Annotated in this window: 18 protein-coding genes; 4 read left to right on the forward strand and 14 right to left on the reverse strand. The window is 54.5% G+C overall.

All coding sequences use genetic code 11. The features are described 5' to 3' along the window. Nucleotides 1-8: 8 nt before the first annotated feature. Nucleotides 9-1,328 carry a TAXI family TRAP transporter solute-binding subunit gene (locus BST81_RS15175; RefSeq protein WP_083636884.1) on the reverse strand — a complete coding sequence of 440 codons (1,320 nt, stop codon included), beginning with the start codon at nt 1,326-1,328 and terminating at the stop codon, nt 9-11. A gap of 156 nt (nt 1,329-1,484) precedes the next feature. Here BST81_RS15175 and BST81_RS15180 point away from each other — a divergent pair, with 156 nt between their 5' ends. The 3 genes from BST81_RS15180 to BST81_RS15190 all read left to right on the forward strand — a co-directional run bounded on the left by BST81_RS15180 (nt 1,485) and on the right by BST81_RS15190 (nt 4,842). Beyond that, nucleotides 1,485-2,681, forward strand: coding sequence for a glycosyltransferase (locus tag BST81_RS15180; protein WP_075599344.1), 1,197 nt, complete (start codon nt 1,485-1,487; stop codon nt 2,679-2,681). Nucleotides 2,682-2,836: 155 nt separating this feature from the next. After that, a complete protein-coding gene (locus BST81_RS15185; protein ID WP_075599345.1) occupies nt 2,837-4,015 on the forward strand; it encodes an FtsX-like permease family protein in 1,179 nt (392 codons plus the stop codon). Between the two features lie 56 nt (nt 4,016-4,071). Next, a complete protein-coding gene (locus tag BST81_RS15190) occupies nt 4,072-4,842 on the forward strand; it encodes an ABC transporter ATP-binding protein (RefSeq protein ID WP_083636885.1) in 771 nt (256 codons plus the stop codon). Here the strand turns inward: BST81_RS15190 and BST81_RS15195 are convergent. The 4 genes from BST81_RS15195 to BST81_RS15210 all read right to left on the reverse strand — a co-directional run bounded on the left by BST81_RS15195 (nt 4,839) and on the right by BST81_RS15210 (nt 10,372). After that, on the reverse strand, nt 4,839-5,594 hold the full coding sequence (locus BST81_RS15195) for a nucleotidyltransferase domain-containing protein (RefSeq protein ID WP_075599346.1): 756 nt from the start codon (nt 5,592-5,594) through the stop codon (nt 4,839-4,841). The genes BST81_RS15190 and BST81_RS15195 overlap by 4 nt on opposite strands. Next, complete coding sequence (locus BST81_RS15200; protein ID WP_253188313.1) at nt 5,591-6,529, reverse strand: nucleotidyltransferase domain-containing protein; 939 nt, start codon at nt 6,527-6,529, stop codon at nt 5,591-5,593. The genes BST81_RS15195 and BST81_RS15200 overlap by 4 nt, the downstream gene beginning before the upstream one ends. 66 nt (nt 6,530-6,595) lie before the next feature. Next, the gene (locus tag BST81_RS15205; protein ID WP_075599347.1) at nt 6,596-8,632 is read right to left on the reverse strand and encodes a serine/threonine-protein kinase; all 2,037 of its coding nucleotides are present in this window, start codon (nt 8,630-8,632) and stop codon (nt 6,596-6,598) included. Between the two features lie 18 nt (nt 8,633-8,650). Beyond that, nucleotides 8,651-10,372, reverse strand: a complete 1,722-nt coding sequence (locus tag BST81_RS15210; RefSeq protein ID WP_253188314.1) for an N-acetylmuramoyl-L-alanine amidase — start codon at nt 10,370-10,372, stop codon at nt 8,651-8,653. A gap of 118 nt (nt 10,373-10,490) precedes the next feature. Between BST81_RS15210 and BST81_RS15215 the strand changes: the two genes are divergently transcribed. Then, nucleotides 10,491-10,940: an aspartyl protease gene (locus tag BST81_RS15215; protein ID WP_075599349.1), complete on the forward strand. Its 450-nt coding sequence runs from the start codon at nt 10,491-10,493 to the stop codon at nt 10,938-10,940. On the opposite strand, the gene BST81_RS15220 is transcribed toward BST81_RS15215, so the two are convergent. The 9 genes from BST81_RS15220 to BST81_RS27580 all read right to left on the reverse strand — a co-directional run bounded on the left by BST81_RS15220 (nt 10,916) and on the right by BST81_RS27580 (nt 19,347). Then, complete coding sequence (locus tag BST81_RS15220; protein WP_075599350.1) at nt 10,916-11,869, reverse strand: hypothetical protein; 954 nt, start codon at nt 11,867-11,869, stop codon at nt 10,916-10,918. The genes BST81_RS15215 and BST81_RS15220 overlap by 25 nt on opposite strands. 214 nt (nt 11,870-12,083) lie before the next feature. After that, nucleotides 12,084-13,661 (reverse strand): B12-binding domain-containing radical SAM protein, encoded by a 1,578-nt coding sequence (locus BST81_RS15225; RefSeq protein WP_075599351.1) that lies wholly within the window; start codon nt 13,659-13,661, stop codon nt 12,084-12,086. 495 nt (nt 13,662-14,156) lie between these two features. Beyond that, a complete protein-coding gene (locus BST81_RS15230; protein ID WP_083636886.1) occupies nt 14,157-14,798 on the reverse strand; it encodes a YqiA/YcfP family alpha/beta fold hydrolase in 642 nt (213 codons plus the stop codon). 8 nt (nt 14,799-14,806) lie between these two features. Then, entirely contained in the window at nt 14,807-16,033 is a 1,227-nt protein-coding gene (locus tag BST81_RS15235; RefSeq protein ID WP_075599353.1) for a DUF1501 domain-containing protein, read from the reverse strand. Nucleotides 16,034-16,036: 3 nt separating this feature from the next. Beyond that, nucleotides 16,037-17,521: a DUF1800 domain-containing protein gene (locus BST81_RS15240; RefSeq protein ID WP_075599354.1), complete on the reverse strand. Its 1,485-nt coding sequence runs from the start codon at nt 17,519-17,521 to the stop codon at nt 16,037-16,039. Between the two features lie 47 nt (nt 17,522-17,568). Beyond that, nucleotides 17,569-18,021: a Spy/CpxP family protein refolding chaperone gene (locus BST81_RS15245; RefSeq protein WP_075599355.1), complete on the reverse strand. Its 453-nt coding sequence runs from the start codon at nt 18,019-18,021 to the stop codon at nt 17,569-17,571. A gap of 15 nt (nt 18,022-18,036) precedes the next feature. Continuing rightward, nucleotides 18,037-18,453 carry a hypothetical protein gene (locus BST81_RS15250; RefSeq protein WP_075599356.1) on the reverse strand — a complete coding sequence of 139 codons (417 nt, stop codon included), beginning with the start codon at nt 18,451-18,453 and terminating at the stop codon, nt 18,037-18,039. Further along, nucleotides 18,450-19,019, reverse strand: coding sequence for a sigma-70 family RNA polymerase sigma factor (locus tag BST81_RS15255; protein WP_075599357.1), 570 nt, complete (start codon nt 19,017-19,019; stop codon nt 18,450-18,452). The genes BST81_RS15250 and BST81_RS15255 overlap by 4 nt, the downstream gene beginning before the upstream one ends. Before the next feature lie 109 nt (nt 19,020-19,128). After that, on the reverse strand, nt 19,129-19,347 hold the full coding sequence (locus BST81_RS27580; RefSeq protein ID WP_143780357.1) for a hypothetical protein: 219 nt from the start codon (nt 19,345-19,347) through the stop codon (nt 19,129-19,131). Nucleotides 19,348-19,411: the final 64 nt, after the last annotated feature.

Consider the following 19,411-nt stretch of genomic DNA (forward strand, 5'->3'; position numbering starts at 1 on the left):
CAACGTCTCTAGGCCGGGGGCGGAGACATCCGACTGCGGGAGGCTTGCTGCAGGGCGATTGCCTCCTGATCCCGCAGGTCATCCATGGCAATCTGCCAGACCACCCGGAAAGACTGAAATGCTTCTAAGGAGATTTCTTCCTCGATCAGGGCATTCACAGCCGTAGCCAGAATCTTCCGGAGTTCCTGCCGCGTCGTTGCTGTGCGAGGTTTATTCATCAGCGTCGTCACCTGCCGAATAAACCCATCCGCCTCATCCTTGCGCCCCTGCTCCAACCTGGATTTAGCCCAGGACAGCCCCGACCAGCCTAGCAGGATGAGAGACAGGATCAACCCCAGAAAATCCGCATTTTCCTGGAAAAAGGAGGGCTTGTCTTTATCATAGTAAGCCTGGGCTCCAGGATGAATTGGCATACTGGTTGCCGCCGTACCATTTGGAGGGGTGATATAAGCAGCCAGCGGCATTTCATTCATCAGATCCTGGCGATGTTCATACATCACAGCCGTAATCTCTTTGACCACTTCTGGATCAACATCTCGATGGGCTAACAGCAACCGTTGCACCGCAACTGTGGGCAGATCGGTAGCTGGAATTGGAGGACTACCCTGATAAGCGCCCTTGGGAACAAATGCGGTATCGATCGTCGGTTTCCTGATTTTCATCGCAGTCGCCTGATCGATCGCAATCAATCGCCCCCCGTGCTTTTGGACTAGTTCCAGGATAGATCGATTCCCAGGAGGGCGAACCCGAAAAATAGCATCGACCTGTTTTTTGCGAAAGGCTTCATCAGCGATCGTTTCACTGGGCATGGGCAAAAAAAGGGGATCCTCCGGATTCAGCCGGTAGTGGTCAGCGAGAAACAGGAAGGACGCATACTGCCCACCCCCTTTGGGGGGTAATCCTACCCGCTTTCCCTGGAGGTCAGGTACCTGGCCAATGCCAGACTTTTCCGTCACAACCAGTTGAAACAGATCAGGAAATAGAAATGTGACCAACCGGGCTACCTCTGGGGCTGGAATATCAGCCTGGGCTGCCACCATCTGAGCTTTTCCGGATTGCAGAACTTCCAAACTCTGGATCGTTCCCTCCGTTTCCAGGACCTGGATTTGAATTTTGGGCCTGTGTCTGGCTACAACTTTAGCCAAAGCCTGACTGAGCTGGTAACTCTCTCCCGTTTGAGACCCTGCTGCGATCGTAAGCCGGACAACTCGGTTACGTTCAAAAACGGTATAAATTGTCAGGATGATCACGAGCAAAATAGAACTGCAAGCGAGGAGCAGAATGGGGCCGTTACTCCCAGTAATAGCAAGGTTAAATCGGCGTTTCATAGCGTACAGGCATTCTGTTCATCAGGACAAATCACTAAATCCATTTGTATACAGATTTTTGTGACAAATCATTGTAATGTTTTCTGAAGTTGACGATCCATGCAGGTGTTGCAGGCAACATCTGCATCAAAATCACAATCATCAAGTGGGTATGAGATGGGTATTGGGTTAGGCTTGGCTATGCTATCCGTCATGATTTGGGTCTGGCTATTGGCCTTTCGGGGCCAGTTCTGGAGAACGGACCAGATGCTGGAGGCAACTTCTCCCCTGCCTGACCCCTGGCCTTCGATTTGTGCCATCGTTCCGGCCCGGAATGAGGCAGAGTTGCTGCCCATCACCCTGCGATCGCTCCTATCCCAGTCCTATCCCGGTGATTTTTCCGTCTTCCTGATTGACGATCACAGCCACGATGGCACAGGGGAGGTCGCCCGCCAGGTGGCCCAAAGCCTGAACCGGAGTGACCAGCTCACAGTTCTTGCAGCGGAGCCCTTACCCCCCGGATGGACAGGCAAATTGTGGGCCTTGGAACAGGGCGTCCGGCGGGCTCAAACCCTCCCATCGCCACCAGACTACCTGTTACTAACCGATGCAGACATTCAACATGACTCCGAAAATCTGCAGCATCTGGTCGCCAGGGCCTGCGACCACCAGCTTTCCCTGACTTCCATCATGGTGTTGCTCCGCTGCAAAAGTGCTTGGGAAAAATTTCTCATTCCAGCATTTGTCTTCTTTTTCCAGAAGCTTTACCCCTTTCGGTGGATTAATGACCCTGCCCATCCAACGGCTGGTGCTGCCGGGGGCTGCATCCTGATCCGCCGCACCACCCTGGAAAAAATCGGTGGCATGGAAGTCGTGCGTCAGGCCCTGATTGACGATTGCACCCTGGCTAAAGCCGTCAAAGCCACTCCCGGCGAAAACCGGATCTGGCTGGGTCTGAGCCGTTCGACCCAGAGTCTGCGCCCCTATGACTCCCTTTCCAGCATTTGGGAGATGGTCGCCCGAACGGCTTTCACCCAATTGGGTTATTCTCCCCTTCTGTTATTGGGAACGATAATAGGAATGACCCTGGTTTATGTGATCCCTCCCTTCACCGCGATCGTGGGTAGCCTGACTGGTTCCTGGCTCCTGGCAGCGATCGGCTTTGTGGGCTGGTTACTCATGTCTTATGCCTACTGGCCGATGATTCAACTTTATGGCTGCCCCTTCTGGTTAGCGGCTTGCTTGCCTGCGATCGCGGTTCTCTACAACCTCATGACTCTGGACTCAGCCTGGAGGCACTGGCGAGGTGCAGGGGGAACCTGGAAAGGTCGCTTGTATTCAGAAAGACAAGTAGTGGGTGATCGGACAGAGTAGCGGGTAATATTAAGTTAAGAAGTTATACAAAATTTGTCCGTAACCCTAGGATGCCATGGGAAAGAGCAATCTTCTAACTGCTTCTTGAGCCTAGTTCCGCCCCCGACCGATAGCCCTGGCCCATGGTGCTCTGTTTGTTGTGAGGAGAGAAGTCAATGGCCTCGATCGCCCGCAAGAATTTATTAGAGGATATTCCTCGCTTTCTTGTTGCCCAGGCTGGGATCATGTTCGCAGTCAGCCTAGTCACCATTCAAACAGGGCTACAGGGTGGGTTTAATCAGTCCTCCTCTATGCTGATTGACCAATCGAGAGCGGATATCTGGGTTGGGTCAGAGAACATGGAGCATCTGGGCTTAACTCTGACCATTCCCTATGACAACCTCACTAAAGCCCGAAAACTGGCTGGCGTTGAAACGGCTGAAGCCATCCTTATCCGTGGCACCCTCTGGAAACAACCCGCTGAAGACAAGATTTCTTCAATTACCCTGATTGGAGCAACGCCCAATGGGTTACTCTTTTCCCCTTTGATTCCCGTATCCGGTAGCTTTGACGACCTGCGGCAACCCTACACGATCATTACGGATAAAACCAATCTGAATGGCCTGAATGTCAAGGACAAAGGGGGGATTGGAAAAATTAATCGCTACCCGGCTACAATTACCGGGCTGACGGAAGGAACCAAAATTATCGTGTTTGACAATTTAGTGTTCACTTCCTTGCAGAATGCTAACACTTACACGAACTCGTCTCCACCAGCCAATCCTGCCTCTCCGCCCAGCCCCAAACCCTTGAAAGCCGAGGATCCAATCAGCTATGTGCTGATTAAGGCCAAACCAGGGCAGGACCTGAACCGGCTGAAACAGCGGCTAGACTTGGCGCTGCCCGATACTAAAGCCTATACCCGGGCTGAAATCTCGCAAAAAACACAGATCTTCTGGCAAGAGCGCTCCGGTATTGGCTTCATTCTGGGGTTAGGCGCTGTGGTCGGGGTTATTGTTGGCATCGTGATTGTGGGGCAAATTCTCTACTCTTCCGTCTCAGACCATTTGAAGGAATTTGGAACCTTGAAAGCGATGGGGGCCTCGAACTGGTTTATTTACAGTCTGATTATTGAACAGGCCCTTTGGATGGCCATTCTGGGTTACGTCCCTGGTATTGCTATTTGTTCAGGGGTAGCCAGTTGGACAGCAGCCACCCAGGGCTTGTTGATTTTGATTACCCCCACCTCTGCTGTAACTGTTTTCGGAATCACGGTTCTGATGTGTGTTGCTTCTGCTGTGTTTGCCATCCAAAAAGTCACCCGGGTTGATCCGGCGATTGTTTTCAAATCCTAGACGTTGAGTGCCGACGGCTACGTATCCTGAATCCCTTTTCACCTACACTTGAATAGATGACAGATTCTGTAATTGAAACCGAAAAGCCCATTCCAGGCGTGTTCCCCACGGGTGGTGCAACATCAAATCCATTGCTAGCAGCAACCAATACGATCGTGGCTGCAGGCATTGAGGTTGTCCTGTCTTCTGGCGGTCAGGATCTCCGTATTCTGAAAGGCGTTGATTGGGAAATTCGCAAGGGTGACATCCAACTCCTGATGGGACCTTCCGGCTCAGGAAAGACGACCCTCCTTTCCGTGCTGGCCGGGTTGCTCACGCCCACGCAGGGCCAGGTCTATCTGCTGGATCAGGAAATTACCAGCATGTCTCGGCGACGCCTGTCCCAGTTTCGGCGGCAGCATATTGGATTTATCTTTCAGGATTTCAATTTATTCCCAGCCTTGACTGCCCTGGAAAATATCGAATCCTCCCTGAACTTGAAGGGGGTCTGGGGTCGTAAAGCCCGTCTGCAAGCTCAGGACTTGCTGGAGCATGTTGATCTGGCAGATAAGGGAAAACTCCTGCCCCGGCAGCTTTCTGGTGGACAAAAACAGCGTGTGGCGATCGCCCGGGCCTTGGCTGGCCATCCCCAACTGATCATGGCCGATGAACCCACCGCCTCCCTAGACTCTAAGAGTGGTCATGCCGTCATGGAATTGCTGCGGAGATTGACCAAGGAAGAGGGCTGTACTGTCCTGATGGTCAGCCATGATCCCCGCATTGTGGACATTGCCGATCGGGTGGCCCACTTGGAAGATGGGGTCATGCAGGAAGATGTCAGATTTTAGACCTTGCCCAATCTGAGTTGGACCAATAACTCGTGCAGGGCCTGACGGGCCACGGGCTCTTCCGGCAGGTGACTTCTGGCTGCAGCCTCTTTTAAGATCTGGCACAGCCGATCGTGCTCCACCTGATGGAAGGCCAGGTCAGCTTCTGGCAGCAGAGACTTCTCCGCCCCAGTCACTTTACGCTCAATCAGTTCGGGAATGTAGGGCAACTGGAACTGCTCATTCAGCATAGCCAGATTGGCCTCCACTGACCCTGTCTGCATCAGGTGAATCCCTGTCAACAGCACCCGGTACCCATAGAGCAATGGCTTCACCCGCCGGGGCTGTTCCCGCTCAAATAATCGCCATTGAGTTTGGGCAAAGCCCAGATAGTGATGACTGTGATGCCGAGTGATACAGGCCGGGGCGATCGCAACCAGGGCCTGATGGGCAGGCGTCGTCTGGACCACTAGGGGCGAGAGGAGCTGCTCCAGCACGTAACCGTTGCGCCGCAGCAGGAGCCGGAAGAATTTGTGTACCTCGTGGGTGACCAGATCCAGGTCAATTCCATCCCGTCGGGTTGAATGCTCGATCGTCTCTGGGCCGGTCACTAGACCCACCACTTCCCCTAAGGGCAGAATATGCACCCCCCGGAGATCGTAGTCGGAATCGGGAGAGGGGAAGCCATAGAGATGGGCTCCGCTCAGGGTGGCAAACAGCAACGGGTAGGGCTGGTGTGTTGCGATCTCGGTTAAACCAGGGGGAAAGTTCATGGGACCATCTGGCGGCGAGCGCGAATCAGGAAGGCATTGGCCTTGCCATAATCTGGCCGTTCGGGCAGGTCCGTGGTTGCAAAAGCTCGATCGAAGTCCCGATGCAGATTCAGTCGCCACTCATCTAGCGTTTTCCAGGGAATTTCCTGGTTCCGAATCGCCAGCAAGCGATCCCGGTAAGCTTCCACCCGCACGGGCACAAACCCCTCTCGCAGGATCGTAATGCCCGAGAGTAATAGTCGGATCAGGTGCATGGCGTGTTTCCACTTGATCGTGCCACTTACCCGCAGGTCCTGCTCCATTTTTTTGAACTGAGAGATGACGTAGCTGTTATAGGTCTGGTAGACCAGTTGGGAGAGGAAGATGGACCGCATGGCCAATAATTCCTGCGCCAGGGGAGTGGCTGTCTCCACCAGCGGGGTATAGAGGCACTCCAGCACATTCGGATTGGCCTTCAACGCCAAAATCAAAAACTTCTGTAATTCCCAGTAGCACTCCTGGGTTTCCTGTTGCTCCAGTTGTTCTGGTACGCCATACAGAGACCAATGCAGATCAGCGGGGGGCAGGTAAATGCCCCGGCGATCGGTATCCGACGCTGCATGATCCAACCCATAGGCCCTGGAACCAACCACACACCGATAGATCACCGCATCAAACAGGTTGTACTCAGTCAGGGGATCATTCGATCGAGCCCAATCCACCTGCTGAAAATGCTTCCGGATACTGAACTCATGTCGTCGCAGCCTCACCTCCGTTCCATCCGGAAGCCGAATCTGGTAAGCGTGGGAGTTATCCGTAGGAGCCTGCACAATTACCCCCACTGCCCCCTTTAGACAGGATACTTCCCCCAGGGCTGTTTTCAGCTCAATGCGAGACACAATCTGCGTCCCTGCAGGCAGAATCAGATTGTAGGTAGAGGCAGGGTTGATCATCATCAAATTATACTACAGTCGTAGTATTTCATGGCGCAGGTTTTGCAGGCCGCAATTGAGGAGGGAGCCTCAATTGACTAATTCCATTGTCGGGTCTTGGGATGAGGGGGACGGTTCAGGAGATGGGGATGTTGTGACATTATCTGCAGCGAGATCCAATTGGTAGGCCAGGGCTTCGCCTGCAGTTGAGACCAGGACAATTTCATAAAAACCAGACTGGTTCAGAGTGCCTGACCAGGCCCTTTCCGTAGATCGCTGCAGCAGCGCGGGTCGATCGCGGGTCGGCGGATAGAAGGAAAGCAGCACTTTAGGGCTGACCTGCAGGCTGAGGCGCACCAATTGGTCCTGCGTCAGAAAAGCGATATAGGCTTTCCCCTCACCCGGTTCTAGCGTTCCTTTCAGTTGCTTGTCGTAAGCTGCGTTGTCGAACTGAACTTTTTCCAGGGCCTTGCCGGATTGGAGCGCCACCACATAATCGGCGGCGATGGCATACCAGACCTGGCCGATCGGTTGGTCAATAAACTTCTGGTCCCGTTGATCGGGAAACAGTTCAAAAAACTGAATGTCCGTCAGGTCGTAAAGGGCACGCTGACTGAGATTGAGCTTGTTGATGATGTCTTTCCAGCGGTTCAGGTCGGTTGCGGTAAACTGGCCCAGTTTTGCCCGCGACTCCGGACGCAACCCCGCCAACTGGGTCAGAAATTTGTGGGCAGTCTCATCCCACTGACGACGCAGATCCGCATCTTCTGGTCCTGTGCTCAACTGACGCCCCCCCAGATCGGGGTGTTGCCGATAGAAGATTGGATTAACAGCCTGGACCAGATAATCGTAGGCAATGCCCAGTTTTGTGCGACGATGCCCCAGGGCTTCCTTCCGAGCCTGTTCTTCCTTGGAGAAGGGAGAAACAGTAGGCTTCACTGAGGGAGAACGGCTGGGCGAGGGGCCTATCTTAGGCGGTTGACTGGTCTCGATCGCCCGTCTCATGGCCCACCAGCTTCCAACCCCCACTGCGCCGATCGTCACCAACATCCACAATATCCCCACAAGCCCTACGCCCTGACGAGGTTGGGTGATCTTCCTTGAGGCAACTGGTGTTGCCCGGGTAGCCTGGGTTGGAGTATAGGGCGGTGGCCGGAGTGGAAACGGGATCCCTGGATTTGCAGGCCCCCCAGCTTCCCCCTCTAAATCTCGCAAAACATCCGTAGCGGAGGAGTAGCGATCGCCTGGACGATCGGCCAGCATTTTAGTCAGGATCCCCTGCAGAGATGGACTAAGACCAGCCACTTCTGGCCATTGCCAGAGGGGCGTTCGGCCATCCAGCAAGTCTTGAGGTTCCTGGCCAGTTAGCAAGACCAGACTGGTCATCCCCAAGGCATAAAGATCGCTGTGGGGTGAAGCCATGCCAAACTGCATCTGTTCTGGCGGCGCATACCCCACCTTGCCCAGGCGCGTCGCTGAAGGAGGGGGACCCTGTTGACCCACGAGGTGGGAAGCCACCACAGCAGCCACCTGCTTCACTCCGCCAAAGTCAATCAGGATGGGTTGTCGATCCCCCTCCCGGCAAATCAGGTTATCGGGTGCAATATCCCGATGCACCACGCCCAACGTATGGATGTACTGCAGCACAGGCAGGATCTGCACCAGCAATTGGGTAATCTCGGTTTCGTGGAAGTGCTGCCCCTGCCCTTTGCGCGTCATGAGCAAATTGCGATAGGTGGGACCAGCAACATAATCCTGCACTAGAAAAAGCCGATCGCTGGATTGAAACAGCTCCCGAAACCGAGGAATCTGGGGATGCTGCAGCTTGTAAAGCACCCCTGCCTCGCGGGAAAACAATTCCTGGGCCTTGCGGAGAGCCTCTTCTCCATGCACCTGGGGGGCAAACTGCTTGAGAACACACTTTTCATTGAAGCGGTTAATATCCTCTGCCAGATAGGTGCGGCCAAACCCCCCCCGACCCAATTCCTGCAAAATTCGGTAGCGATCGCCCAGCACCATCCCCAGGGTAACTACCCCGATCGGAGCCTGAGGCAGTCGCTCACCACAGATGGAGCAGAAACGGCTTCCCGGTTGATTAGTATGATTTTGGCTACAGTAAAGGGTCATCACTCCACACCAAACGAGTCAGATTTTAGCTGGGCTATCCTGAAACCACCGCACAATCCCATCAGCCAGGGCCACCGCCAGTTTCTGCTGCTCCTGAGGATCGATGATCCACTCAAACTCATCCGGGTTAATCATAAACCCCAGTTCCAGCAACACTGAAGGAGCTACCGCTGGACGGGTCAGGGCCAGATTATTCCAGAACACGCCATAGGAAGGACGGTTTAACTGTTGTGTCAGGTGATTGTGCAGCGCCACCGCCAGACTGTGAGACTGAGGATGATACCAGAAGGTGCCCACACCTTTGGTTTTGAGGGCATCTCCCTCGTCGGGCAGGGCGTTGTAGTGAAGGCTGAGGGCGATCGTGGGTTCCAGATTCTGGATCATCACCACCCGATCCTGCGGGAACAAATCCTCATCCCCCTCGCGGGTCAGGATCACCGTCGCCCCTCGGTTAACCAACTGCTGTCGCAGCCGCTTTGCCATCATCAGGGTCACATCCTTTTCCGGATAGCCTGTAGGTCCCCTGGCCCCCAGGTCATTGGCACTGCCATGCCCTGGATCCAGCAGAATTTTGGTTCCTGTGAGTGGCCCCTTGCCGCCTCCCCGTAATTCTGGGCCATGCCGCAGAGACAGGACCAGGCTGGTGCCCTCGTAGCGCAGTTTGTAGCCCCACTGTTGTCGGGGTTTCAACTGGAAAGTGTACTGCAATTGATCCGGAGTCCGTTGCTGCCAGTCCAGGCGGGCAATCAGGGGACCGTCATCCAGGCGAATGGTATCGGTCTGAGCTGTGGTGTTATGGAGGGTGAGGGTAAAACTGCGATCGTCCTGGTTGACGCTGACAGGGACAGGCACCTGGAGAGGAAACCGGATTTCAGTCCAGCCAGGGATGGCCTGGGCTCGCACACCACGAATCAGGGAGATCGGTGGCGCAGTTCCTGGCAGAGTGCGGATCTCCTTGCGGTTAATCCAGCCGCCGTAATCCAATCGCACCCAGGTTCCCTCCCTGGCAGTGACCGTAGACTGAGTCCCTTGGGGTAGGGGTGTCAGACGGGAATAATCCGTACTGGGGCCGGTGCGGGCCACCCCATTCTCTGCCGTGACCTCAATGACTTCAAATTGTTCTGGAGCCAGAACTTCCACATTTCCAGCAGCGACTTGAGTCACGGTCTTGCCCTCGATCGTCAGTTGATACTCCGGCTGTCCCAACTGACCGGGACTTGCCATGCGGGTACAGCCCTGGTACTTCCCTGGGGTGACTGTAACGGCAGGGTGCTCCTGCTGGGTGAGCACGGCAGAGTTTGGCGGCAGGTTAACCGTCTGAGCTTGGGGCTTCAACGGCAGGGTCAGGCTACCCAGACGCACGGCCACCGTTCCATTAACCGGCGCGATCGCACTGAAACACAGCACTTCCCCAGGCAGACGGGCCAGATCCACCGATGGCATCAGGGAATCCGGAGCAAATCCCAATCCCTGGGGTAACACAGGAGCAGTGGACTGACGAATCACCTTCAACGCCAGATCCTGGCTGCCAGAACTGAGGATGAACAGATTATCTCCCAGTTTCAGAGGAAAACTGGGGGCAAAGTGACCAGCCGCACTACGGGGAATGGGCTGACCATTCACCAGAACCGGTTGCTGGGGCGGAGCCGTACCAATGAGAAAAATCCGGCTGGCTGTCGTTTCATGGTTATTGGGAGGATAGGCTACAAATAGAGATGGAGCAGCCTGAACAGTCTTCATAGCAAACAGGAGGAGGGCGATCGCAAGCCCCAGTACAGCGAATCTCAGGAATCTTCTCATTGGTTCAGCGGATTAGAAACCTGGCATATTAGAAGTAGATTAGCCAGGAGACATCGCTATGGTACATGCTGCCGAGAATTCCATGGGCAAAATCATCACAACTTTAACCGTGACCAATCGTTTTGATGAAGCTTTAGCTACGAACCACTACATTACGGCCAGCCAAGTCCGCTCTATCACGCTGAACAACGTGCTGGTGGACAGCGGAGCCACCACCCTCTGCCTGCCCGCTGATATCATCGCCACCCTGGGCCTGGAGCTGTTGAAAGAAGTAGAAGTGGAAACAGCCAGAGGCATCAGTCGAGCGCGAGTGTTTCAGGATGCCAAAATTTCCTGTCTGGGACGGGAAGGCACCTTCGAATGTCTGGAGTTACCTGCAGGCAGAAATCCCCTCCTGGGTGTGATTCCTCTGGAAGCCCTGGGCCTGGAACTGGATTTGCAACGACAAAAATTGCGGCTATTGCCGATCGGTCCTTCCGAAACCTATCTGACCATTTTGTGTACCTGACGCATTGATCTTCTGGGAGGCGATTCTAGCAGCGGCTCTGGTGGTTCTGGTGGAGTTTCCGCATAGGCCATCAATCTCTGGCAAACAGCGTCAGGTAATTCCAGTACCAGCACGATTTCATAAAGTTTGTTGGTCCACATCTCTTCAAAGTCTTTGACTTCAGTTTGAACCCGCTCCTGATCGCCCCGCTTCCAGTTACAAAACACATGGAAGGATTCTAGATTTCGCTCCCAACCGGCCAGGGCTTCATTATTGGAACCATTAAAGGCGATTTTATTGCCTACACCATCTGTGAAAATTCCCACCTTTTCATGAAACTGGTCATAACTGGGATTCAGAAAGCCATCTGGACTGACTGGAATCGCAATCCGAATGTCCAGACGGTTCTGTTTAACCAGTAAGCCCAAAATCTTTAATTGATCCTCCTGAAAAGAATTTTCAGGTTCTTGTAGCGTCTTCAGAAGATTCTCTACCAGTAAGGCTTGTGCAGTATCTAAGCATGTCTCGTCTAAAGTCTCTTCCTGGGAAGACTTCGTTGACTTTTTAGCCGCTCGACTGCCATGGTACTGCTTATAAGCACCGACAATCTCCCGGTAATCCCGATCGTTGAATGGATAACTCATCAGCAAGCGCATTTTGCCCGGATGGTCTAGCAACAACTCCAGACCCTGGGCAACTCGGCTCAAATTGGCGCTGGAAAAGTGACCGGACTTGCGATCGTACTGCACAGCATGGCCCAAAACTGGGAGATAAAACTCTGTATAGGGATTATCTCGATAGGTGGAGTACTTCTTTTGCAAGCCCAAGTCTCGAAACGATAAGATCTGTTCCTCTTGTTGCTCAGGCTCATGCAGACCCAGATCCAGTTGCTGTTCTAATGGCGTTGCAACAGATGCTGTCTTTTTGATTCTGCCTAAGTTCTTAGACATCCGCTATCACAAATTGAGAGCTGATCGAATACCGTTATAGCCTTTCCCAGAAGCACGAGGAGCGAAACAGCGCTACCCAGGCATAATCAATGGAGATCGTCTACTCGACCCAACGATTGGCAGTCCTGGATTTTGCCCGTTTAGCCTCCGCAAGCAAAGAAGGTGGGGGCTTTACCCTCCCCACCCTCAATTTACACCCTCATGCATCAAGGCACTAAACGGTCACTTTCACGGGAGCAAGCTGTTGGGCCTCTTGGGCTTGCGCCTGATGATAAGCAGCCAGTTGGGCCTCAACCTGCTGCCTCACAATTTCTCGATATTCGAGGAAATGCTCATTATGGGCACAAACAGATAGATATTGTTCGGCAACCTTCGGGTTGGCAATTAGAATATGGGCCAGATGATGCCAGAACTTCCAGCGGGTGTTCCGCACCACCCCCTGCCGCCAGCACACCAGCAGCAAGGCCCGCACCATCACCCATTCTGGCCACTTAGGTGCAGGCTGGACTCTGGGTGCCCCCAGCTTCAAGAAATAGCGATAGACCCGATCGAGATACTGCACCGGCTCATAGAGCTGGCAAAACGCCTCCACATACTCCCGAGCAATTTCTTCCACCGGTCGAGTTGGGACAAAGTTCATCAAACTCGTCTGATTCAGCAGACTATCCTCAGCCCACAGCCGCCCCTCTTTCTTGAGCCGATGCCAGAGGGCCGTATGGGGCAGGGCCTGCAACATGGAGAACGTGGTGGTAGGGATGGCCGTCAGTTCAGCAAACTCCGCAATCCGTTGACCAGCCCCCGACTTCTCCCCATCAAAGCCGATGATGAATCCGGCCATCACGCGCAATCCCGCTCGGGTCACCTTGTCGATCGACTCCAGCAAGGGAGAGCGGGTATTTTGAAACTTCTTGGTCAGAGAGAGACTATCCTGATCCGGCGTTTCGATCCCCATAAACACGGCTGCAAAGTTGCAGGCCAGCATCAGATCAATCATCTCATCGTCTTCAGCCAGATCCAGGGAGGCTTCTGTGTCAAATCGGAAGGGATACTGGTGCTCCCGCTGCCAGACTTGCAATTCCTTCAGCAGCAGCTTGACATTTCGCTTATTGCCAATGAAGTTGTCATCCACCATAAAGACGCCACCACGCCAGCCCAAATCATACAGGCACTGCAGTTCGGCAATCAGTTGGGATGGATTTTTAGTTCGGGGTTTGCGCCCATAAAGCACAATAATGTCGCAGAATTCGCACTGGAAGGGGCAGCCTCGGGAAAATTGCACCGACATTGAGTCGTAGACAGCCATTTCCAGCAAATCGTAGCGAGGAATGGGCGTCGTGGTGACATCGGGTTTCTCCCCATTGGCCGTAAAGACGCCCCGGCTTTCACCGCGCTCCAGGGCTGCCACAAACATTGGCAAGGTGATTTCCCCCTCATCCAGAATCAGAAAATCTGCCCCAGCCATCTCCATATCCGCAGGAATAGAGGTGGGATATGGGCCGCCTACAGCTACCCGCTTACCCCGTCGCTTTGCTTCCTGTACCTGGGCAATCATGTCTTCCTTCTGAACAATCATGCCGGAGAAGATGACGATATCAGCCCAGGCCCATTCTTCCTCCGTCACCGATCGCACATTGCGATCGACCAGCCTGAACTCCCAGTCCTGAGGTAAAATTGCCGCCACCGTGATCAGGCCTAGGGGAGGAAGCAATACCTTCCGGTCAACCAATTCCAGGATCTTTTCGTAGGACCAGAGGGTTTTCGGAAACAGGGGATAGATCAGCAGTGCTCGCATTAAATCCTTTCCTTGAGACATGTTGTGCTACCAAGTACTCCTTGATCAGGCTCATCATCCTGATACCGAAGCGTCCGCTAGGCGATCGTACAGGTGTTTAAAAAAGCACAGGCCGGTGGAACTGGTACTCCTCATTATCCAGTAAAACTCTTGACTTATGCTGGTTTTTACTGGTCGAACGCCTCTGAGTGGACTTTGTTAGTAAATATTGTGAATGGCATTGCAGTTTTAAGTGCATTGGTAATCAAACGGGACTGCTTTATATCTGACTTTGTTTCCGCAAGCTCTTTTATTGAGTGCATCCCACTTTTGTAGCCCACCCTGCGGGAAGCAAGCTACACCCTAAATCCCTCTCCCAGAACGGGAGAGGGACTTTGAATCTGGCTCCCCTTCTCCCAAAAAGGGAGAAGGGGCTGGGGGATGTAGACGCGCAGCGGCTTCCCCTTGGGTGGGCAACCTTGCAAAACTGGGATGCTCTCCTTTTATTGCCACAAGCTACATAACTTGTGCCAAAGCACAGAATTTCTGAATCTCTATCCAGATGGAAGCGATCACATCGGTCAGCCCATGGTCGCTCTCCAGTTCCATTAAGGTGACCCAGGGGCGGGCAGATGCAAACCGACGACTGGCGGCAATCGGAATCGTGTCATCCGATCGGCCATGCAGAATCAGGGTTGGCACCGATCGCTGCAGGTCCTCATCCCGATACTGCTGGGCATCAGTCATAAACCCATAGTGGAGGGGGAGCCTACTCTGTTCAATGTAGTGATAAATTGACAGATAACCTTCTGTTGCCCAGAGTTGTTGCTGGGCCGCGCCCAGGCGGGGCAACCAGTGATCCAAGAACTGAAAGGCGGGAGCCAGTAGCACCAGCCGCTCTACCTGGCGCTGGCGCTGGGCCAGCCAAGCCGCCGTCAGCCCTCCAAAACTGGAACCAATCAGAGTCACTGGGGTGACTGGCAATTCGGCTTCTACCTGCTGAATCTGACGGGTTAGGGTCAGGTGGGAGAAATCCCCCTGATTCAAATCTGGGATCTGGAGGGCAAGACCCAACTCAGTGAAGCGATTTGCCAAATATTGAGCCTTCGCAGATCGAGGGCCAGAGGCAAATCCATGCAGGTAAAGGTAGGTGGTCATTGACCCCATCACATGATTTTGACTGACTGATCGAAGCCATATTTTGGGAAAACCTGGGCCAGTTGCGCCTGATCCAGGCCCAGATGGTTCTGTAACAGAGGGCTGAGCACCGATCGGAAATCTGTGGTGATGGCCAGATCCCGACCTTCATACAATTGGGCCGTTGCCAGACCAGGCCACTGACCATAAACCTGCCCCCCTTTGATCGGTCCCCCCATAGCCCACAGAACATTGCCATGGCCATGATCCGTCCCCCCATTTCCATTCTCCCGCAGGGTTCGACCAAATTCTGACATCACTAGAATCACGGTTTCCCCGTAAATGGGCTTCAGTTCCTCCACTAGAGTGGCCAGCCCCTGGGCCAGCCAGTTCAATCGGGTGGCTAACTGGCCCTTACTGCTTCCCTGATTCACATGGGTATCCCAGCCTCCCACGGCCAGAAAGCCCAGTTGTACCTGGGGATCCCGTACCATCAGGCGGGCCAACCGGCGAGCATCCCCAGCTAGGCCTGCTGCCCCAGGAGCCCCGTTGTCGGCCATTTGCATATCAGCCTGTAACTCCTTCAGGATTTCCTGGCGGGCTAGTTGGCCTTCCTGGTAAGCCTGACTGAGGGTATCTTTGCCATTGTAAAGCCGATCGAAGGCCGTCCTGATCTGGGAGCGATCCAGAGGCGTGAGCCGGGTTGCATTCCGACCTGTGGGCAGACTGGCCACTGTCATCGGCCCACTCAGGATCCGGGGTGTGGTACTCCCGACATTCACAGCTCGGACGGGGCTACGACCCGGCAGGGTGGCCATCAACCGGTTCATCCAACCGTCACGGGTGGTTTTGATCCCGGGTGTACCTGTCTCCATGTAGTCCTGAGCCTCGAAGTGGGAACGGGTGGCATCGGGGGAACCACAGGCCTGGACAAAGGCCAGACTGCGCTGTTGCCAGAGGGGAAACAGCGATCGCAGGGCAGGATGGAGCCCAAAACGTTTATCTAACGGGAGAATACTGCCCTCCCCACCAGGACGGGGCAGGGCAATCCGGGGACGGGCCTCGTAATAGGCCGTCTCCCTGTAGGGGACAACCACGCTCAGACCATCCACCGCTCCCCGCAGGAAGACGACAATCAGACGTTTGGGCTTAGCTGTCTGGGCTGGACTACGGTAGGCCCAGCCCTGGACTCCGACCGTTACGATCGTCGCCGTGGCACCCAGAGTTGTTTGTTGAAGAAACTGGCGTCTGTGCATGGATTAGCGCCTCATAAACTCAGGACTACCGAGAATCAGTGCCGCCCGGAGCTGGGGTGGACTCTGGGCGATCGCAGTGGTGGTATTCGGTGAAAACCGATCGCCCAGGGTTTGGGCCAGACGGATCCCATCTACGGATGGAACAGGCTTCCCGCTGGCCTTAATACCCGCCGATAATGCGGGCAGGCGACCGCTAGCTAGGACCGTAGCAAAATTGAGGCGACGGGTCATGGCATCGGCATTCAACCAGGCGTCCTGAGTGTTCTTGTAGCCATCGGGAGTCTGGCAGCCATAGAGGGGCATGCCCATCTGCTGCAACTGCCCCAGGATCGGTCGGAAGTTGGGGAGGTCTGTGCCTGTGGCCCGCAGCGAAGACACCACGTACTGATAGGGTGTCTTAAACTTGGCTCCATAGGACTGGGTATCCCAGAATTCTGGACTCTGGAACAGGGTGCGCAGAACTTCCCGCAGATCACCATCGGTGGCCTGAAACCGCTGGGTTAAGCGTTCGACCAGGGTCTGAGGAGGCCGATCGGCGACAAAATACTGAGCCAGTTTGTAGCTGATGTGGCGGGCAGTGGCTGGATGGCGGGCCAGGATGTCCAGGGCTGTTTCTACTTCGGCAATACCGCTTCCTTTGATGGTTTGTCCGAGGAAGACCTTATCCCCAAAGTCATGGCGTTGGGCTTCAAAGCAAAATCCGTTGTTAGTCACTGCCTCTGGCTGGTTGGGACGGCAGAACCCCCATCCAGTCAGGATACGAGCCAGGGCAATCACATCCTGCTGGGTGTATCCTCCTTTCACCCCCAGCGTATGGAGTTCCATCAATTCACGGGCATAGTTCTCGTTTAACCCCCGGAAGCGGCCACGGGCCCCAGAGCTATTGGGGGCTGTATTCTGCCAGTTATCCAGGTAAAACAGCATGGCTGGATGGCGAGCGGTGGCCTCCAGAAGATCGCGGAAGCGTCCCAAGGTATGGGGACGGATCGCCTGTTGTTCGTAGGAGCCTACCAAAACCCGGTCCAGTCCTTTCCCGGCAAAGACGTTGAAGTGGTTATACCAGAAGTCGGTCAGCACTTCCTGAAGCTGGCGGGGGCTGTCGATCGCCCGCAGAAGTCGTGCTGTCATGGCCTCTTCCAGCACCTGCCGGGGCAGATTTGCAGTGGCGGATTGTCCCTGTTGGCGCTGCATGCGGGCTAACCGGAAACTCTGGATTAACTGGGTGGGGGGGAGTTTCAAGGTTTCCAATTGGGTCAGTTTTGCAGTCAGGGTGGCGGGTTCCTGGATAGAGTCGGGGGATAGCTGCTCCTGGATGTAGCGTTTGACTCCGATCGTGGCTACCCGGTCTATATCTCCAGGGCGGGGACCATACCCCAGGCGATTCAACACATGCAGGACCTGGGGATCGGCAGGTTGGCTGGCTGCCTGGGCGGAGAATGATGTGCCGCATATCAGGAGAAGGGTGATGATCCAGTATCTTGGGGGCATATGGGGGGGTTGGGGAGGAAATTAACCGCAGAGGCACGGAGAATTTGCTAGAAGTCCGATCGATTGTCGCGGCGGTTTTGCATAATTTCAGCAAATTTGCGCCGCTGCTCTGGGGTCAGGATGTCGCGGATGTCGAGCATACTGTTGAACTGGATTTCGGTCAGTTGCTGACGCAGGCTCTCGACCTGGCGAAATTTATCCAGAACCTGCCCTTTGGAAGCGGTTCCTGCCATCAGACCACGTAGTTCGCGTTGTGCCTGCTGGAGGACTTCCCGTTTCTGGGCAATTTGGCTTTTGTACTGGTTGCGAATGGCCTGCATCCGCTGAATCTGAGACTGGGAAAGGTTCAGCTCTTTGAGGATGCCTCCGGCAGGACGACGCTGAGCCAACAACAGGGGAGCCTCAACCTCGGTAGGCAAAGGGAGCGATTGCCCTAGGGTTGTGGGTGCCCCCAAGCACAGCAAAACACTGGTCAGGGCCAATACACGAGGTAAAAACATTGAAATCACCTGCTTTTAAGAGTCGGAATTATTCTGGGAGTCTTCTGGGGGAAAGAACTCCATGGTTGACGTATCATCGTAAACCGCCCCATTCCAGTTCTTTTCCAGAAACGCTTCCAATTGGGTCAGATCTTCTGAGTTGGGTTGGGGGGGGGGCGTTGTCCGATAGGTGATTAAGGCAACCAGTAAACTGGCGGCGATCGCAGGCGGCACCAGCCACCATGCAGGCCGGGTAAGGGGACGGGGTCGCTGGACCGATCGTGGACCTTTTGGGGGACGTTCCAGCAGGGCAACCGTTCCAGAGCGATGAGGAGGTGCCTCCAGAGCCGCCATGATCCGGTCCTCCAGATCGGGTGCACCAGGAGGCACATCAGGCCGATGCTGCCGCAGAAAAGCCGTTAGACGCTGATCATTCTCAGGCAATTGAGTCATGGCTGGACTCCTTCTTTCTCTAAAAACTGCCGCATGGCAGCACGGGCATGAAATAACCGAGATTTTACCGTACCCACTGGAATTCCCAGAACCTCGGCAACCTCCTTCTGGGGAACTTCTTCCAAATCGTGAAGCACCAGCACACTGCGATGCTCCAGACTGAGATGGGTTAACCCCCGTTGTACCAGATCCTGATAGTGGAGATGCATCAGATCCGGCCCTTCGTGCTGGACAGACGCCATATTGGTGATCATCTGCAGCCGCGATCGCCCCTGAGCAAAGGACTGGCGCTGGTCGGAGGCCACATTCCAGGTAATGCGATACAGCCAAGTGGCAAACTTGGCACTCTGGCGAAACTGGGGTAACCCTTTCCAGGCCCGGAGGAAAACTTCCTGAACCAAATCATCCAGGGTAGAAGACCCACAGAGTTGGTAAAGAATGGACCGAACCCGCTGCTGGTGACGACGATAGAGCTGACGAAAGCTCTGACGATCTCCTTTTAAACAGAGCTGGACCAGATAATTATCAGGACGATTATCAGACTGGCCAGCGGACTGATCATCCATTAATGCATCCACCCGTGGGACTCCCTTCGTCTAAGTGAGGCAACACTCTACCTGCAGTATTCCCATCTTCAGTCGGGACGTTACTGGATGGGGCCTGGCTGGATAGGTGCTACCGATGTGGACGATTGGGGCTGGCTCCTGGACCTCCCACAGGGCCACGGGGATTTTCCCAGTTAGTGCCGGGACCACCGACCTGACCCGGTGGATTGTTGTCCCGATCGCGGGCGCTGGCTGGCCCTGTTCCTAAACTAAGGGTTCCGGCGACGATCGCCATCAGCATTGCCAAACCAACCAGTCCACGTAATCCGGGTCTGAAGTGTTTGAACATAGGGCATAACCTCGTTTTGCTTAAGTGTGATGAGCAAGTTCTCCAGTTCTGCACTTAAGACTGA

Source organism: Leptolyngbya sp. 'hensonii' (assembly GCF_001939115.1).
Taxonomy (GTDB): Bacteria; Cyanobacteriota; Cyanobacteriia.

Coding starts and splice junctions, on each gene's coding strand:
- BST81_RS15200 (WP_253188313.1), bottom strand. CDS start 6,529: ATGATGATCAACCCTGCCTCTACCTACAATCTGATTCTGCCTGCAGGG.
- BST81_RS15255 (WP_075599357.1), bottom strand. CDS start 19,019: ATGGATGATCAGTCCGCTGGCCAGTCTGATAATCGTCCTGATAATTAT.
- BST81_RS15230 (WP_083636886.1), bottom strand. CDS start 14,798: ATGACCACCTACCTTTACCTGCATGGATTTGCCTCTGGCCCTCGATCT.
- BST81_RS15240 (WP_075599354.1), bottom strand. CDS start 17,521: ATGCCCCCAAGATACTGGATCATCACCCTTCTCCTGATATGCGGCACA.
- BST81_RS15250 (WP_075599356.1), bottom strand. CDS start 18,453: ATGACTCAATTGCCTGAGAATGATCAGCGTCTAACGGCTTTTCTGCGG.
- BST81_RS15210 (WP_253188314.1), bottom strand. CDS start 10,372: ATGAAGACTGTTCAGGCTGCTCCATCTCTATTTGTAGCCTATCCTCCC.
- BST81_RS15225 (WP_075599351.1), bottom strand. CDS start 13,661: ATGCGAGCACTGCTGATCTATCCCCTGTTTCCGAAAACCCTCTGGTCC.
- BST81_RS15205 (WP_075599347.1), bottom strand. CDS start 8,632: ATGACCCTTTACTGTAGCCAAAATCATACTAATCAACCGGGAAGCCGT.
- BST81_RS15235 (WP_075599353.1), bottom strand. CDS start 16,033: ATGCACAGACGCCAGTTTCTTCAACAAACAACTCTGGGTGCCACGGCG.
- BST81_RS15180 (WP_075599344.1), top strand. CDS start 1,485: ATGGGTATTGGGTTAGGCTTGGCTATGCTATCCGTCATGATTTGGGTC.
- BST81_RS15185 (WP_075599345.1), top strand. CDS start 2,837: ATGGCCTCGATCGCCCGCAAGAATTTATTAGAGGATATTCCTCGCTTT.
- BST81_RS15175 (WP_083636884.1), bottom strand. CDS start 1,328: ATGAAACGCCGATTTAACCTTGCTATTACTGGGAGTAACGGCCCCATT.
- BST81_RS15215 (WP_075599349.1), top strand. CDS start 10,491: ATGGTACATGCTGCCGAGAATTCCATGGGCAAAATCATCACAACTTTA.
- BST81_RS15220 (WP_075599350.1), bottom strand. CDS start 11,869: ATGTCTAAGAACTTAGGCAGAATCAAAAAGACAGCATCTGTTGCAACG.
- BST81_RS15190 (WP_083636885.1), top strand. CDS start 4,072: ATGACAGATTCTGTAATTGAAACCGAAAAGCCCATTCCAGGCGTGTTC.
- BST81_RS27580 (WP_143780357.1), bottom strand. CDS start 19,347: ATGTTCAAACACTTCAGACCCGGATTACGTGGACTGGTTGGTTTGGCA.
- BST81_RS15245 (WP_075599355.1), bottom strand. CDS start 18,021: ATGTTTTTACCTCGTGTATTGGCCCTGACCAGTGTTTTGCTGTGCTTG.
- BST81_RS15195 (WP_075599346.1), bottom strand. CDS start 5,594: ATGAACTTTCCCCCTGGTTTAACCGAGATCGCAACACACCAGCCCTAC.